Below are 15,894 nucleotides of genomic sequence, written 5' to 3' on the forward strand. Positions count from 1 at the left end.
TGAGACTCTGAGGATCCTGGGTAACCAGCCATCACAGAGCCAGGCAGGTAAAGGGCGATGACAAGCCGACCTGTCTGTCATGGGGCGCCGAAAGGCGCCCTTTGTCGTTGTACGCCTTACGCCCAGCGCTTGAAAATCAGTGACGTATTAACCCCGCCAAACGCAAAGTTGTTGTTCATCACGTATTGGTTGCTCATCTGCCGAAACTCGCCACGCAGGTAATCCAGCTTGCCGCAATGCGGGTCGACTTCATCAAGGTTCAGGGTGTGTGCATACAGATCGCTGTTCATCATTTCGATGCTGAACCAGGACTCCAGCGCGCCACAGGCCCCAAGGGTGTGGCCGAGGAAGCTCTTTTGTGAACTGATCGGCATGTGTTCGCCGAACAGGCTGCTGGTGGCCAGGGTTTCGGCGATGTCGCCCTGTTCGGTGGCCGTGCCATGACCGTTGACGTAGCCGATGTCGGCAGGGCTCAGACCCGCGTCTTCCAGGGCCAGCTCCATGGCCCGGCGCATGGTGACTTGCTCCGGGCGGGTGGTGTGCTGGCCGTCGGCATTGCTGCCGAATCCGACGAGTTCGGCATGGATACGGGCACCCCGCGCCAGGGCGTGTTCCAGTTCTTCGAGCACCAGCATGCCGCCGCCTTCACCGATCACCAGGCCGTCGCGTCGTTTGTCGTAGGGGCGCGGGGTGGTGTGCGGGGCATTGTTTTTCAGGCTGGTGGCGTAGAGCGCGTCGAAGACCATGGCTTCGGTCGGGCACAGTTCCTCGGCACCGCCGGCGAGCATCAGCGGCAGGCGGCCGAACTTGATGGCTTCGTAGGCATAGCCGATGCCCTGGCTGCCGCTGGTGCAGGCGCTGGAGGTGGGGATCAGGCGCCCGGTGAGGCCGAAGAAAATGCTGATGTTGGCCGCCGTGGTGTGCGGCATCATGCGCACGTAGGAATTGGCGTTCAGGCCTTCGGCCACCGAGTTGAGCAGCATGTTGCCGAACGCCTTGATCTCGTCGGTGCTGCCGGTGGAGGAGCCGCAGGCAACACCCATGCGCCCGTCCTTGATCGATTCGTCACCGAGCAATCCGGCGTCGGCCAGCGCCTGTTCCGCCGCGCCGACGGCCAGCCGTGAAACGCGGCCCATGCTGCGCAGTTGTTTACGCGTCCAGTGGCTCGGCACCTTGAAGTCATCGATGGGTCCGGCCAGGCGCGTATTGAGTTCGGTGAAGCGGTCCCATTCGTCCATTCGTCGGATGCCGCTGCGGTTGGCCGCGAAATGGCTGGCGATGGTTTCCCAATCGCTGCCCAGCGAGGTGATGCCGGCCATGCCGGTGACGACAACGCGTTTCATCAGCACAGGCCTCCATTGACGGCCAGAACCTGCCGGGTGATGTACGAGGCTTCCGCCGACATCAGGAAATTCACCGCGCCGGCCACCTCTTCAGGGGTGCCCATGCGCTGTGCGGGGATCATTTTCATCAGTTCTTCCACCGGCACGTTTTCATCGAGCATGGCTGTGTCGATCAGGCCGGGTGCGACACAGTTGACGGTGATCTTGCGCTTGCCCAACTCGATCGCCAACGCTTTCGCCGCGCCGATCAACCCGGCCTTCGAGGCACTGTAGTTGACCTGGCCGCGATTGCCGATCAAGCCGGACACCGAGGTGATGCAGACAATCCGCCCGGCGGCGCGCCGACGAATCATCGGCATCGTCAGCGGGTGCAGCACGTTGTAAAAACCGTCGAGGTTGGTGCGCATCACCACATCCCAATCATCCTCGCTCAGCGCCGGAAAAGCACCGTCACGCGTCAGTCCGGCATTGAGCACCACGCCGTAATAGGCGCCATGGGTTTCGACGTCGGCCTCAAGAATGGCTTTGCAACCGGCGCGGTCGGACACATCGAATTGCAGAATGCGCGCAGTGCGACCCAGCGCTTCGATTTCGCCTTGCACGGCTTGGGCGTCCGCCAGGCCACTGCGGCAATGCAGCACGATGTCATGCCCGGCCTGGGCCAGGCGCAGGGCGATGGCGCGGCCGATGCCACGGCTGGAACCGGTGACCAGTACGAATTCAGTCATGACTGGACTCCTTCGGATTCATCAAGATATTGAGCCGCCTGAGGCGGGCGATACACGTTCAGTCGGGCACTGGCGTGAATGCCGGGTGCGTTGATGTGGCATTCGAACACGCCCATGCCGTTGTCATCTTCCAGCGAACGGATGCCATGCAGGGTCAGCTCGGTGCCGGCGGGGAAACGGTCGACGTTGCATTCGAACTTGCGAGAACCGAGCAAAAAGCCCAGCTCCACGGCATCGCCACGCTGGCGCGCATGGCAACCGGCGAAGGCCGCGACGCTCTGGGCCATCAGTTCAATCCCGACCCAGGCCGGCAGGCTGCCATCGGGGAGGTTGAACAGCCCGTCGGGCTTGACCTTGAGGCGGGTATGAATCTGCTCTTCATCGAATGCCAGGATCTGATCGATGAGAATCATGTCGCCAGCATGGGGCAGCAGTTCGGCGAGCGGCCAGTCAATCATGGGGCGTCTCCGATAATCAGGCTGACGTTGTTGCCACCGAAGGCGAAGGAATTGCTCATCAGGTAGCGAGGTCCAGTGGACGCCAGGCGATCGGCGGGAGTCACCCATTTCAGGGCGGGCAGTTCGGGATCGGGCTGGCCGTCCCAGACATGTGGCGCCAGGCTGTGCTCGCGGTTGTCGTCACTCAGGCTCAACCAGCAGAACGCGGCTTCCAGCGCGCCGGCTGCGCCAAGGGTATGACCGGTCATGGGTTTGGTCGAAGAACAGGGGACGCCGGCCGGGAACAATGCTGCCACCGCGTGGCTTTCCATGGCGTCGTTGTGTTGGGTGGCGGTGCCATGCAGGTTCAGGTAGGCGATCTGCTCAGGTTCCAGTCTGGCCCGGCTCAACGCCTTGCACATCGCCTGTTGGGCGCCGCGGCCGGTGGGTTCCGGCGCGGAAATGTGGTGCGCATCGGAACTGGCGCCACTGCCAAGCAGGGCAATCGGCTGGCTATCGCCAGGCTGTTTGCTCATCAGGAACAGCACAGCGGCTTCGCCGATATTGATGCCATTGCGGTTTACCGAAAACGGATTGCAGCGTTGCCCGGACACCGCTTCGAGTGCCGAGAACCCGTTGAGGGTCAGCTTGCACAAGGTGTCGACACCCCCGCACAGCACCACGTCGCACACGCCCAGATCGAGCAGGCGCTGGGCACTCATCAATGCGCGTGCGCTGGAGGTGCAGGCGGTGGAAATCACATAGGCCGGGCCGCTCAATTGCAGCCAGTCGGCGAGAAAATTCGCCGGTGCGCCGAGTTCCTGTTGCTGGTAGTCGTATTCGGCCGGGAACTGCTGTTCGCGCACGTAGCGGGCCAGGCCCTGGCTGGCTTCGTCGATGCCCGAAGTACTGGTGCCCAGCACGATACCGATGCGGTCGCGGCCATAGGCCTGGATGGCCTGATCGATGTCGCCGCGAATTTGCAGCACGGCCTCCATCAGCAGTTGATTGTTGCGGCTGCGTTGGCAGGTCAGCTCTGCAGGAATCGGCACGAGTTCGCCTGGGACTGCGCCCACTGGCAACGACCGTTCCGGCACCCAACCGGCCTCGCTGCGCATGCCGGAGCAATCGCCGGCGAACAGGTTGCGCGCGACTTCGTGCTTGTCGCGGCCCAGGGCGCAGATGACCCCGAGGGCATTGAGGTAAGCCGTCATGGTATGTCACCGCTCAGGGGCGTGATTTGATATTTCGGGCCTTTGGGCAGGTTCAATTCAAAGCTCAATGGTTGTGAGTAACGGACATCCCAGCGCTCTGGCAGCGAGCGTTGCGCCCCGTGTTGCCACGCCTCTGGGTAGTTGCCAGGCAGCTCATCCCTGGGTGTCAGCGCAAACAGCAACGCGGCGAACAGCTCCCGGGCTTCCGGGTTAGGCGGCAACAGGCCATCGGCCTGCCAATGGCCATCGATCAGTTTCTGACGGGCCTGCGGAATACCCAGCAAGTCCATCATCGACCAGCGTATGGCAGGGCCTTCACGCTGGATGACCAGTACCCAATCCAGCCGTTGTTCGGCTTGCAGGCGCTTGATGTGCAATTGCAGCGGCAACGCCACGCTCGGGGTTTGCTCGGGCAGCGGCGCCTGACTGGCGCAGGCGCTGAGCAACAGGATGCAACCGAGCAGCAGGAAACGCATCATCAGGCACACCCTTCAACGGGCTTGCGCAGCACGTTGCTCAAGTCGCTCATGTTGCATCCCTTGCACAGAGTTCTGACAACATCCGCAGTCGACGTTTCGGTTCGGCGACGAATGGATTGCGCTCGTCCCAGGCATAACCGGCGAGGATCGAGCTGATCATGCGGCGGATTTCCGCAGTGCCACCACGGTAGTAAATCACGTCCTGGAAAGTCCCGGCGTACCAGCCCTCGACGTAGCAGCGGAACGTATCGACCCCGCGCTTGAGTGGTTCGGCGAATTCACGCTGCCAGTCAACGGACTCGCCTTGCAGCTGGCGGTGCAGCACCGCGGCGGCCATGCTCGCCGAGCGCATGGCGATGGTCACGCCGGAGGAAAATACCGGGTCGAGGAATTCCGCCGCATTGCCCAGCAACGCAAAACCAGGCCCGTGCAGGGTTTTCACATTGGCCGAGTAACCGCCGATGGTGCGTGCGGGCGTGTCCCACACCGCGTTCTCCAGTACCCCGGCCAGGCTGGGGGTCTCGGCAATGAAGCCGCGCAGGCAATCGTCGAGGTTGTCGCTGCGGCCCACGAAGTGTTCCGCCGCGGCCACCACGCCGACCGAGCAGCGGCCATTGCTGAACGGAATGGTCCAGAACCAGACGTCACGCTGGACAGGATGGGTGGTGATGAGGATCTTGGTGCGATCGAAGTTCGGGTGGTCGATATGGTCTTCGACATGGGTGAACACCGCCTGGCGTACCGGGAAATTCGACGGTGCTTCAAGGTCGAGCAAGCGCGGGAGGACGCGGCCGTAACCGCTGGCGTCGAGCATGAAGTCAGCCTCGATGCGGTACTCGCTGCCGTCTTCGCGCCGAACGCCGAGCAGCGGGGTACCCTGATCGATATAGACGCTGACGATCGTCTCGCCATAGCGGATTTCCACACCTTGCAGCGCGGCCTGGTCAGCCAGCAGTTTGTCGAAATCGGCGCGCTGGACCTGAAAAGTCGTCGGCTTGCCCTGAGTGAATGTGTCGCCGAAATCGAACTCGCTATAGCGTTCGCCCCAGGCGAACGCGGCCCCGGTTTTCAACTGGAAACCCGCCGCATTGACGGCGTCGAGCATGCCCGCTTCCTCAACGAAATCCAGGCAGTGGGACAACAGGCTTTCGCCGATGGAAAACCGCGGGAAATGCTGGCGCTCGATCACCAGTACGTCATGCCCTTTGCGCTTGAGCAATGCGGCGGCGATGGCGCCCGACGGACCTGCGCCGATGACCACGATCTGACGACGTTGCATTTCAACGATTGGCATGGGGGCTCCTTGCCGGGGCGGCAGCTATCAATGGGATCCGGTGCATGCCGGCCAGTGCCGGCAGCAGGGTCGCGACCAGACCCATCAGCATCAACGCAAAGTACAGCGCCGGGCTGATGAGCTGTTGTTGCAGCAGCAGGTTGAGAAAGACGATCTCGCTCAAGCCGCGAATATTCAGCAGCACGCTTTCCCGCCAGCGGCTGGCGCCCTGGAACGAGGCGCCGGCCCAGCCAAGGCCGAGCCAGTTGCCCAGCAGCTTGCTGGCAATCGGCAACAGCAGCAGGGCCGCCAGCTGCGTCCAGCCGAGGCTGTCCATCGCGCTGTGCACGTTGATCTGCACGATACCGAACGTGAGTATCAGTGGAATGGCGATGTACGTCTGCAAGCGGCTCATCCAGATCGCCGGCAACGGCAGGACCAGCGGCGCCTTGAGCGCCGTCATGATCAGTACATAGCCGATGCCGAAAATCAGGGCATTGAGCTTGTAGTGTTCGGCGACCACCAGCAACGCGAAAAAGCCCAGGCTGTACAGCCACGTTTGACGCAGGCCCAGTAACCGCAGGAGCACGGGCAGGCACGCGCCGGCCAAGGGTAGCAGCAGGCTGCTCAGGTGCAGGCTGCCCTGGGCGAAGGCGAACAGGGTCCAGCAAGCCAGGTCGATGATGATCGCGGTCTGCACCAGTCGCCGGGTGGCAGCGTGCGGGTAAGCGATGTGCCGCAGGTACAGGTACAACACCGGAATCGCGGTAATGGCGAACAGCAGGCCGACCGCCAGCGAACTTATCCAGGGTTGCGGCGGCAGCAGCCAGATGGCCGTGGCCAGGCCGCAGGCGAACGGAACGCAGAAACTCGGCAGGGCGATTTTCAGGCTCTGGCGGTCCAGTTGCAGATCGATCACATCGCTGAGGATGTAGCCCAGCAGCAGCGCGAAACTCAGGCTGTAGAGATGCTTCAGCCAGGCCGGTGACACCAGCGCCGCGCCGCTCAGTTGCCATTGGGGTTCGATCCAGAAATACATCAGGAGGGGCAAGCCGAGGGTCGCCAGCAACAACTGGCTGACGATTGGAATCAGGCCGAAATGGCGACCGACCCGGGTCGCTACGGCGAACAGTACCAGAGCCATCGCCCAAAACAGCGCAATCATCATGTTGTCGGTTCCGTGAGGCTGGCGGCATGCACCTGGCGACCGGCCCACGGCGCGAGCAGGAAGCTGAAGATCAGGCCCAGGCTCACTGACAGGCCGAAGTTGCTCACCGCGGGTGTGCTCGACACCGCCAGCAGGCCGAACGACAGCCAGGTGGTCAGTGCGGCCAGCAAGGTACCCAGCAGGCTCACGGCGGCGCCGCCGACCTGTTCGCGCATGAGGATGGCGTAGTCGACGCTGATCGCTGTCACCAGCAGCAGGCCGAACAGACTGAACAGGGTCAGCGGCTGCCCCAGCCAGCCGAGACTGGCCAGGCTGCACAATGCCGCCAGCAATGGCAGGGACACAATGCGCAGCGCGCCGCCAAGACCGAACGGCAGGATAAGCACCAGCACGATCAGCACGCAGGAGGCGAGTTTCAGTTCTGCGGCACTGATCTGGGTGGCGGCGAACACGCTGTTCAACTCACCCAGTCGATCCACCAGTTGCACGCCTGGCAAATCCTCGGCCTGGACCCGCAACAGGGCAGGATTGTTCAGGCCCTGCAAGCTGACCATCGCCGCCACGCCGTCAGCGGTCGGCCCCAGCCACAACAGGCGATAAGGCTCGGCCAACGGACCGGCCAGCGCGCTGTCGATGTCTTCGACGGGCAGTGCCTGCAATTGGCTCAACTCTGCTTGCAGCGCCTGCGCCGGTACGCCGACATCGAGCAACGGCTGCCAGAACGCGGGCAAGCTGCTCAACGCGTCGCGCACCTTGCGCTGTTCGCTGGGCGGGCTGACCAGTTGATTGAGCGACAGGTAGCCCTGGAGTTTCTCCAGGTTGACCAACTGATCCAGGCGGTCACTCAGGGCGCTCTGGCGTTCGAGCAATTGCTGTTGGTCGGCCGCCTGCACCAGGAAGAACTGGCTGGTGGGTTGATAGCCAGTGATTCGCGCAATGGTCTGCGCTTCGTCAGTCAACTGCTGCGGGGCGCCCACCCACTGGCGGATGTCGTTCCGGGTCTCGAGTTGCACCAGGCCGCCGACACAAAAAGCGATCAGCAGCGCCAGCAATACGGGCGTGCTCAAATGCCTGAGCAGCGCTTCGCGGCGACCCAGTAAAAATTCGCAAACCCGCAACGGCCATAGCGCCGGGCGCAGCTCGGCACCCTTGAGCAGCGCCGGCAGCAGGCACACGGCGGACAGATAGGCGCCCAGCAGACCCGCCGCCGAGAACACGGCAATCTGGGTCAGCGCCGGGAATGGCGTCCAGGCCAGGGCCAGGTAGCCTATGACGCTGGTGACCAGGCTCAGGGTCAGGCCCGGCAAGGTCAGGCGTAGCGCCGGCCAGCTGTGCCAGGGTTTCAGGCTCCAGCTCTTTGACAGGTAATGCAGCGGGTAATCGACGGCGACACCGATCAGGCTCGAACCCAACACCAGCGTCATCACATGCATGTGCCCGAACAGCGCCACGCAGGCCACCGCGCCGAACAGCATGCCCACCAGCACCGGAACAAACGCCAGCAGGACACGCCAGCGACGGAAGGCCAGCAACAGCAACAACAGGATCCCGACGGTGGCACCGCCACCGACCCAGGTCATCTCGCGAGAAGCCTGGCGCTGGCCGTTGGCTGCGTACAACAAACCACTCGCGGCGAGCAGTTGCACATCGGCCCGGGCGGCCTCCTCACGGCTGTGCTGGAGCAGGTCGGCCACCTGCAGCGGCAGGTTCATGTCGAAAGCATTGCCGGTAGTCCGCGCCCGCAACAGCACCCAGTGCTTGCCATCCGCCTCGGCGATCAAGGCGCCACTGCCAAGGTCCAGTTGCACGGCACCGTGCTGTGGCTGGCTGTTCTGGATGCGCCCGGTCAGGCCCAGCCAGTCATCCTGGCTCGGCACCAGGCTGAAACCGGTGAAAGGGTCAAACAGCGCTTGCACCCGTTGCTGGATAAAGGCATCGGGGTGCTCGATCAACTGCTCGCGATCTTCTGCCGCGAGCATGGCCAGTCGGCCTTGCAGCAGTTGCGTGCGCAGGGCCGGCAGGTCGGCCTGCAGGTTCCATTGGACCTTTTCGAACAGGCCGCTGGCTTGCCACTGATCCGCCATTGTCTGCGCCATGACAATGGCTTGTTGGCGATCTGAGTGGCCCACCAGCACCAGCATTTCGCGGTTCAGCGGTTCCTGCATGCGCTGTTCGGCGCGCAGTTCCAGCGCATCCGGCGCGGTGCCGGGCACTAGTTCCATCAGGTTGGCCGACAGCGGAGCACCGTCGCGCCATTGCCAGCCGGCGAGCGCCAGCACTGCCAGCAGCAGGATCAGGAACAGCCACGGCAGCCTGCGTTCACTCGGCAAAATCATGCTGCTCCGTGTCGCTCAAGGGTTGCGCGCTGGTGCTGTCCTGCATACGCAACAGCGTGCTGTCGCCCTGGGTTTCCAGCAACTCGATGCTGTGGACCAGTTCGCCGCCCGTGATGTTGATCTGGTTGAACACCTGCTTGAGCAGCATCGAGCGCGGCGTCAACTTCAGTGTCCAGTTCTGTGCATCGCCACTGAGTGACAGCTCGAAATCCCGTTGCAGTCCGCTGCTGTCGCCTTGCAGAACGGCCAGGAACAAGCGGTTCTGCTCGGCACCGGCACCCTTGCCCGGCAACATCTGCCAGCCGCTGGCATCACGCCGGGCAATGCCGGTGGTGGTGATGCGGTAATCCTGTTGCAACGGCGTTTTCAGCAGCCACAACAAACCGTGATTTTTCGCCAGGACGAAGCTGCCCTTGCTGGTCAGTGGCTGGGGCAGGGCACGCAGGCGTTTTTCCTGGATGAAATGGCCGTGGATGACCTCGGGCCTGGCCAGTTGCTCGCTGAGCTGTTGCAGATCGAAGGCATTGGCCAGCCCTGGAATGCCCAGTAACACGCAGAACACTGTAGGAGCGAGCATGCTCGCGAAAAACCTGAGAGCGCCACGGGGTGTCAGGCGCCCAGCGTCATCGTTAACGACCATCGCGAGCAAGTCGGGTCGCCGCATCGCCGCTCCCACATGACAGGAAATCATGGCAGGGCCCTCTCTACGGCGTCGGTGAACACCTTTGGCGAGGCCAACTGCATTTCGCGATTGCTCATGTCGACGGCGACCTGTACGGAAACGGCACGGGTCAGGCGTTCGCCGGTCTCCAGGTCACTGATCAGGTAATTGATCTTCAACCGGTTCTCCCATTCCACCAGATTGGCGCGCACGTTGAGCTTCTGGCCGAACTCTGCACCGCGTACGTAGCGCAATTGCAGGTCGATCACCGGCCACGCATAGCCCGACTCGGACATCGCTGTGTAGTTGTGGCCGATCTTGTCCAGCAAGGCGCAGCGGGCGATTTCCAGGTATTTGACGTAATGGCCGTGCCAGACGACGTTCATCCTGTCGACGTCGAAGAACGGCACGAGGATTTGCGTATCGGTGTGAAGCACTCCCTTGCTACGCATGCAGCCTCCAGTGTCGTGCGGCGATACGTTGCAGGCACAGGCGCAATTCGCCTTCCAGCGCGCGGTCTTCAATGACCGGCGGGAAATCCTTGGCCAATGCTTCATGCATGGCCGCCAGAGCCGGTGGCAGCGGTCGCGCATCCTCGGCCTGAGCGCGCAGCCAGACGCCCTGGTTGGCCGCCAGCAAGGTGGCGGCGGCGACCTGTTCGGTCAGTTCCAGCACGCGGATCGCATCACGAGCGGCGATGGTGCCCATGCTCACCTTGTCCTGGTTGTGGCACTCGGTGGAACGCGAGAAAACGCTGGCGGGCATGGTGTTTTTCAGCGCTTCGGCGGTCCAGGCGCTCGTACCGATCTGCACGGCCTTGAAGCCGTGGTTGAGCATGGCGCGGTCGGCCGTGGCGCCGGACAGGTTGCTGGGCAAACCGTGGTTGTAGCGCTCATCCACCAACAGCGCGAGTTGTCGATCCAGCAGGTCGGCGACGTTGGCCACGAGGTTTTTCAGGCTGTCCATGGCGAACGCGATGTGCCCGCCGTAGAAGTGCCCGCCATGCAGCACGCGTTCGGCCTCGGCATCGATGATCGGGTTGTCGTTGGCGCTGTTGAGTTCGATTTCAATGAACGAGCGCAGCCAGTTCAGGCTGTCGGCCAGCACACCGAGGACATGCGGGGCGCAACGCAGCGAGTAGCGGTCCTGCAGGCGATGCAGCGGCGCGGTCGGCGCTTCGATGGCCAGATCCTTGCGCAGCCACGCGGCGACCTGCATCTGCCCCGGGTGCGGTTTGGCGGCGAACAGACGCTCGTCGAAATGCTCCGGGTTGCCTTGCAGCGCAACCACGTTCAGCGCGGTGATGCGCGTGGCCAGTTGCAGCAGGTAATCGGCGCGGGCGTACGCCAGGCAGGCGAGCCCGGTCATCACGGCGGTGCCGTTCATCAGCGCCAGGGCTTCCTTGGGCCGCAGCACCAGTGGCTGCCAGCCGAGTTCGCGGTGCACATCGGCGGCTTGCCGGCGCTCGCCGCGATACATCACTTCACGCTCGCCGGACAGTGTGGCGGCGACGTACGACAGCGGGGTCAGATCACCGCTGGCGCCGACCGAACCTTCCTCCGGAATCAGAGGCAGGATGTCGTGTTCAAGGAATGCTTGCAGGCGTTCCAGCAGCTCCACGCGCACCCCGGACACACCCTGGCATAGCGACTGCAAACGTGCCGCCAGCACCGCGCGGGTGGCCTGCGCGTCAAGCAGCTTGCCCAGGCCGCAGCCGTGGAAGGTGTACAGATGACGCGGCAATGCCTCGACATGATGCAGCGGCACCGCGACCACACAGGAATCGCCATAGCCGGTGGTCACGCCGTAGATCACGCCTTCCTTGTCGAGCAGGGAATCAAGGAACTGCGCGCCTTTGGCGATGCGCTGGCGGAACTTTAGGTCGCCCTGCAACTGCGTCGGCGCCTGGCGGTTGGCCAGGGCCAGCACATCGTCGATGCGCAAAGGGCGTTCGCCGAAGATTACAGGCTCAAGCGTTGGCGTCGTCATCGGTCTTCCAGAAAGGGTAAAAGTTGAACCATTGTCGAGGCGCTTCGAGGCAATAGTGACTCAGGCGCTCGGCATAGCGGGAGGCCCACTGATGAATGACCTGTTCACGGTCATTGCGTTTCCAGGTGATCGCGTCAGCGAAGGGTTCGAGGGTCAGTCGATAATCGCCATCGGGTTTCTTCAGGCACAGCAGCAGGTTGACCGGGCATTTCAGCAGCCCGGCCAGCAGCCACGGCCCTTGCGGGAATTTTGCCGGGTGACCCAAGAAGTCCACGGTCACGCTACGCCCGCCGTGCAGCGGCACGCGATCGCCGGCAATCGCCAGCCATTCGCCGCGTTCCAGGCGTTCGTGCAGTTGCAGCATGATCACCGGGTCCAGTTCACTGACCTGAATCAGTCGCAGGTTGGTCGCCCCGGCTTCGCCCAGCAAACGGTTGAACCGCTCGGCGTGCTTGGTGTGCACCAGCACGTTCATGGTGACCCTTTCGCCGATCTCCGCCAGTGCGCGGCAGACTTCGAGGTTGCCCAGGTGTGCACCCACCAGCATTTGCCCGCGCGTGCCGCGTAACTGGTTGCGCAGCAGCGCCGGGTCGATGATTTCGATCTGCTCGATGCTCAGCTTGCCGTTCCACACGTCGAGCTTGTCGAGCAGGGAGTCGGCGAAGGCCATGAACTGGCCAAACACCCGCCAATGGCTCGGGCGCAGGTCGTCGCGACCGCTCCAGTCGGCGAGCCGTTGCTGGTACTGCCAGGCGCTATGACGGGCGCTGCGGCCGAACAGGAAAAAGTACAACACGATGCCGTAAAGCAGTGGGCTCAGCAGTCGACGACCGAGCAATTTGGCAGCGACCGCGGTGAATTTCATCAGCCAGAAGCTGCCGCGCTCTTCGCGGTCGGCCCAGTGTTGCTTGTCGGCGTTCATGTTCGCCACCGTCGCCAGAGGATCACCGGCGAGCGCAGCAGCATGCCGAAGAACAACCGGGTGTGCATGCTCGTAATCAGCACGTTGTCGTGGAACATGCGGAAATGCGAAACACCGTCCAGCGGGTAACGGACTCTGGTTTGCAGCCATTGCATCGGCTGTCCGCGCCAGGCCAGGCGGACCAGGATGTCCGAGTCGAAGTCCATGCGCTTGCCGATCTTCGCCGATTCGATCAACGCCAGCACCGGGGGCAAGGGATAGAGGCGATAGCCGCACATGGAATCGCGAATCTGCAGCGACAGGGTGTTGATCCAGACCATGACGTGGGTCAGGTAGCGGGCGTACAAACGGCCCTTCGGCACGCTGTCGTCAAATAGCGGATAGCCGCAGATCACGGCTTCGGGATGGGCGCGCGAGAGCTCGACAAAACGTTGCACATCCTGCAGGTCGTGCTGGCCGTCGGCGTCCACCTGCAAGGCGTGGCTGAAACCCAGGCGCGATGCTTCGCGAAAACCGGTCATCACCGCACCGCCTTTGCCCTGGTTGGCGGCGAGGCGGATCAGATGCACGTTGTCGCGCAGTGCCAATTGATCGAGCACTTTGGCACAGGCCGGGCTGCTGGCGTCGTCCACCAGGATGCACGGCAGGTGGTTGGCGAGCAGCGCATCGACCACGGTAGTGATCGCGGTTTCGTGGTTGTAGACCGGGATGACGGCGCAGGGGTTATACATTTTGGGGAACGCCCGAAAAACCGTGGTGCCTGCATCGCGAGCAAGCTCGCTCCCACACTGGATTTTCGCCAGACACAAACCACCTGTGGGAGCGAGCTTGCTCGCGATTGAGTGCGCAGCACTCACCAAACTTATGCATTTTTCGTCTCCAGCAAAATTCGCCCGCTGGAACAGGTGGCGGTTTCATTGCGGTAGGCGAAATACAGTTTGCCGCGGGTCGGGTCGAAGCGTAGGTGCAGCTGGACTTCGTCGCCGGGACGCACCAGTTGCTGGAACTTCAGCACTTCCATGCCGGCGAATTTCTCCGGCAGGTTCATCAGTTGCTGGCCCAGGTGCAGCGCCCACTCCACCTGTACCACACCGGGCAACACCGGAGCCGTGGGAAAATGCCCGCTGAAATAGGCAAGGTCCGGCGGCACGGCCAGTTGCAGGCTCCACTCACCGTTGGCTTCGACCTGTTCCAGCACCTGCGGCGCCTTGGGGCGCGGTGCCAGCAGCAGGGCTTCGACGTCGGCCTGGGGCAGTTTGCTCTGGGCGTTCAGCGGCAATTGTTGCAGCAGGCGCCAACGTCTGGGCAAGGCCAGGGCTTCACAATGCAGGCTCAGGTGTTGACGCAGTTGTTCCGTGAGTGTGCGTCGACCCTGATTGCGCAGCACGTGCAAGCCCGCGTCAGTCAGGACCAACAATGCGCCCAACGAGGCGCGGTTTTCCTGGACCACACCCAGGCGCGCTTCGGCAACCCAGTCGTGGGCCGTCAGCGCCTGCTCCAGCATCGGCAGCGAGATCCGTTTCTCTTCCAGCTTGACGATCCGGTCCAGTCGTCCGAGCAGTTCGAACCGGCCGTCAGCCTCGATTCGAGCGGCATCGGCCGTATGCTCGATATGACCGTCGGGCAGGTAGGGCGAGGCGATGAGCAAAGCACCCTCGTTGTCCTGGCTCAACTGAACGTCAGCAAAAGGCTGCCACAGTGACTGACCCTGGCGCCAGGCTATGCCGCCCGTTTCCGAACTGCCGAAAATTTCCGTCGGCCATTGATGCAGGCGTTGCTGCAGGCGCTGCGCGGCCTCGGAGGGCAACGCGCCACCGGAAGAAAATACCCGCCGCACCACGCTCAGCGCCGGCCAGTCGAGGTTGTCGCCCATGCGCTTGAGCAGGGCCGGGCTGGCCACCCAGGCGAAGGCCGGGTGCTCCCGGCTGGCACGCTGCAAGTCTTCCGGGAAGGCCAGTTGTCTGCGAACGAACGGGCGCCCCGCGCACAGAGGCCACAGCACCCGGAACAGCAGGCCATAGATGTGCTGGGTGGCGACGCTGCCAATGATGCAAGCCGAACCCAGGTCGGCACCCCACAGTTGTTCCAGGGCCTGGACTTCATTGACCAGTTGGCGCAGGTTTTTTTCGATGCGCTTGGGTTCGCCGCTGGAGCCGGAAGTGCACAGGCTCAGCGAGCAACCCTCAAGGTCGAGGGCGGCGGCGCCAAGGGGGGCATCCTGGTAATCGCCCAAGTGGGCATCGTCGGGCTGATCGGTGAGCCATAAGTCCACTTCGCCGGACCAACGCTGGCGGGTCTGCGGTTGCAAGTCGGCCGGCAGCAACACGCTGACCCCGGCACGCCAGGCGCCCAACACGGCAATCGCCAGGTCGGCGGCGTCTTCAAGGTGCACGGCAATGCGTCGCACCCCCCGGGTTTGCAGGCCGGCGGCCAGGCGCAGGGCCTGCTCGCGCAATTGTGCGTGATCGAGCTGCGGTTCGGCCGTCACGGCACGCTCCGGCTCGGCCTTGAGCAGCAGATGCTCAAGTTTTATCCAGTTCATGGGCGGCCTCGTACCCGTTGTCGTATTAGCCATTCAATGGCAAACATCAGGCCTATCAATCCGTAGGAGATCAGGCCGGTGTACAGCATCCACCAGCTCAGCGGCGCCCACAGTGTCAGGGCTGCAGCGCAGATCCCGTTGCACAGGAAAAATACGCACCAGGCGATGGTCACCTGGCGGGTGTAGCGGATGGCCTGGACCGGCAAATGCGCTTCGCGCAGGCGGGCCAGGCGTTCGACCATCGGCGGGCCGTACTTAAGGCTCAGTCCGAACAGCCCCAGCATGAACCCGCTGATCAATACCGGATACCAACGCAGCAGCAGCGGACTGTCGAACAGCGCCAGCAACAGGCAGAACAGGATGGCCACGCCAGCCATCCACGAACTACCTGGCCGTCGCTTCCCGGTCAGCGCGCGGGCCAGCCACAGGCTGCCCAGCAGCAGTCCGAACTGCCACGGGGCGAAATGCTCCATGCCGAAATACACCGCAAAAGGGTATAGCAAGCCCGCCAGCAGCAGGCAGAGGCCGATCAGTCGACTCATGCGGCCGGTTGAACCAGACGGTAGACCGCCTCGACCACGTCGCTGACAGTACGCACCGACTTGAATTCTTCGGCCGCGATTTTCTTGCCGGTCTGGCGCTTGATGTGATCGATCAGGTCGACCGCGTCGATGCTATCGATTTCCAGATCCTGGTACAGGTTGGATTCGAGGCTCACCCGTTCGGGGTCCAGTTCGAACAGCTCGACCAAGGCTTCGCGCAGGGTGTTGAAAATGTCGTCACGAGTTTGCATGGTCCGGTC

Annotated in this window: 16 protein-coding genes; all 16 read right to left on the reverse strand. The window is 63.1% G+C overall.

What is annotated here, in order from left to right; translation table 11 throughout:
- Nucleotides 1–116 precede the first annotated feature (116 nt).
- Entirely contained in the window at nucleotides 117–1,343 is a 1,227-nt protein-coding gene (locus ACA054_RS02040) for a beta-ketoacyl-ACP synthase (protein WP_497687960.1), read from the reverse strand.
- A complete protein-coding gene (locus ACA054_RS02045) occupies nucleotides 1,343–2,071 on the reverse strand; it encodes a 3-ketoacyl-ACP reductase FabG2 (RefSeq protein WP_497687961.1) in 729 nt (242 codons plus the stop codon). Before ACA054_RS02045 ends, ACA054_RS02040 begins: the two co-directional genes overlap by 1 nt.
- A complete protein-coding gene (locus ACA054_RS02050; RefSeq protein ID WP_497687962.1) occupies nucleotides 2,068–2,529 on the reverse strand; it encodes a hotdog family protein in 462 nt (153 codons plus the stop codon). The genes ACA054_RS02045 and ACA054_RS02050 overlap by 4 nt, the downstream gene beginning before the upstream one ends.
- Nucleotides 2,526–3,722 (reverse strand): beta-ketoacyl-[acyl-carrier-protein] synthase family protein, encoded by a 1,197-nt coding sequence (locus ACA054_RS02055; RefSeq protein ID WP_497687963.1) that lies wholly within the window; start codon nucleotides 3,720–3,722, stop codon nucleotides 2,526–2,528. The genes ACA054_RS02050 and ACA054_RS02055 overlap by 4 nt, the downstream gene beginning before the upstream one ends.
- Complete coding sequence (locus ACA054_RS02060; protein ID WP_497687964.1) at nucleotides 3,719–4,201, reverse strand: hypothetical protein; 483 nt, start codon at nucleotides 4,199–4,201, stop codon at nucleotides 3,719–3,721. Before ACA054_RS02060 ends, ACA054_RS02055 begins: the two co-directional genes overlap by 4 nt.
- A gap of 46 nt (nucleotides 4,202–4,247) precedes the next feature.
- The gene (locus ACA054_RS02065; RefSeq protein WP_497687965.1) at nucleotides 4,248–5,495 is read right to left on the reverse strand and encodes an NAD(P)/FAD-dependent oxidoreductase; all 1,248 of its coding nucleotides are present in this window, start codon (nucleotides 5,493–5,495) and stop codon (nucleotides 4,248–4,250) included.
- Entirely contained in the window at nucleotides 5,482–6,642 is a 1,161-nt protein-coding gene (locus ACA054_RS02070) for a cation:proton antiporter (RefSeq protein WP_497687966.1), read from the reverse strand. The genes ACA054_RS02065 and ACA054_RS02070 overlap by 14 nt, the downstream gene beginning before the upstream one ends.
- Nucleotides 6,639–8,978, reverse strand: coding sequence for an MMPL family transporter (locus tag ACA054_RS02075; protein ID WP_497687967.1), 2,340 nt, complete (start codon nucleotides 8,976–8,978; stop codon nucleotides 6,639–6,641). Before ACA054_RS02075 ends, ACA054_RS02070 begins: the two co-directional genes overlap by 4 nt.
- Nucleotides 8,962–9,669: an outer membrane lipoprotein carrier protein LolA gene (locus ACA054_RS02080; RefSeq protein WP_497687968.1), complete on the reverse strand. Its 708-nt coding sequence runs from the start codon at nucleotides 9,667–9,669 to the stop codon at nucleotides 8,962–8,964. Before ACA054_RS02080 ends, ACA054_RS02075 begins: the two co-directional genes overlap by 17 nt.
- Entirely contained in the window at nucleotides 9,666–10,091 is a 426-nt protein-coding gene (locus tag ACA054_RS02085) for an acyl-CoA thioesterase (RefSeq protein ID WP_497687969.1), read from the reverse strand. The genes ACA054_RS02080 and ACA054_RS02085 overlap by 4 nt, the downstream gene beginning before the upstream one ends.
- Complete coding sequence (locus ACA054_RS02090) at nucleotides 10,084–11,628, reverse strand: HAL/PAL/TAL family ammonia-lyase (protein WP_497687970.1); 1,545 nt, start codon at nucleotides 11,626–11,628, stop codon at nucleotides 10,084–10,086. The genes ACA054_RS02085 and ACA054_RS02090 overlap by 8 nt, the downstream gene beginning before the upstream one ends.
- Nucleotides 11,609–12,550 (reverse strand): lysophospholipid acyltransferase family protein, encoded by a 942-nt coding sequence (locus tag ACA054_RS02095; protein WP_497687971.1) that lies wholly within the window; start codon nucleotides 12,548–12,550, stop codon nucleotides 11,609–11,611. The genes ACA054_RS02090 and ACA054_RS02095 overlap by 20 nt, the downstream gene beginning before the upstream one ends.
- The gene (locus ACA054_RS02100) at nucleotides 12,547–13,281 is read right to left on the reverse strand and encodes a glycosyltransferase family 2 protein (protein WP_497687972.1); all 735 of its coding nucleotides are present in this window, start codon (nucleotides 13,279–13,281) and stop codon (nucleotides 12,547–12,549) included. The genes ACA054_RS02095 and ACA054_RS02100 overlap by 4 nt, the downstream gene beginning before the upstream one ends.
- A 131-nt stretch (nucleotides 13,282–13,412) precedes the next feature.
- Nucleotides 13,413–15,092: an ApeI family dehydratase gene (locus ACA054_RS02105; protein WP_497687973.1), complete on the reverse strand. Its 1,680-nt coding sequence runs from the start codon at nucleotides 15,090–15,092 to the stop codon at nucleotides 13,413–13,415.
- On the reverse strand, nucleotides 15,089–15,634 hold the full coding sequence (locus tag ACA054_RS02110; protein WP_497687974.1) for a COG4648 family protein: 546 nt from the start codon (nucleotides 15,632–15,634) through the stop codon (nucleotides 15,089–15,091). Before ACA054_RS02110 ends, ACA054_RS02105 begins: the two co-directional genes overlap by 4 nt.
- Nucleotides 15,631–15,885, reverse strand: a complete 255-nt coding sequence (locus tag ACA054_RS02115) for an acyl carrier protein (protein ID WP_497637618.1) — start codon at nucleotides 15,883–15,885, stop codon at nucleotides 15,631–15,633. Before ACA054_RS02115 ends, ACA054_RS02110 begins: the two co-directional genes overlap by 4 nt.
- Between the last annotated feature and the right edge of the window lie 9 nt (nucleotides 15,886–15,894).

Source organism: Pseudomonas sp. LBUM1653 (assembly GCF_059716115.1).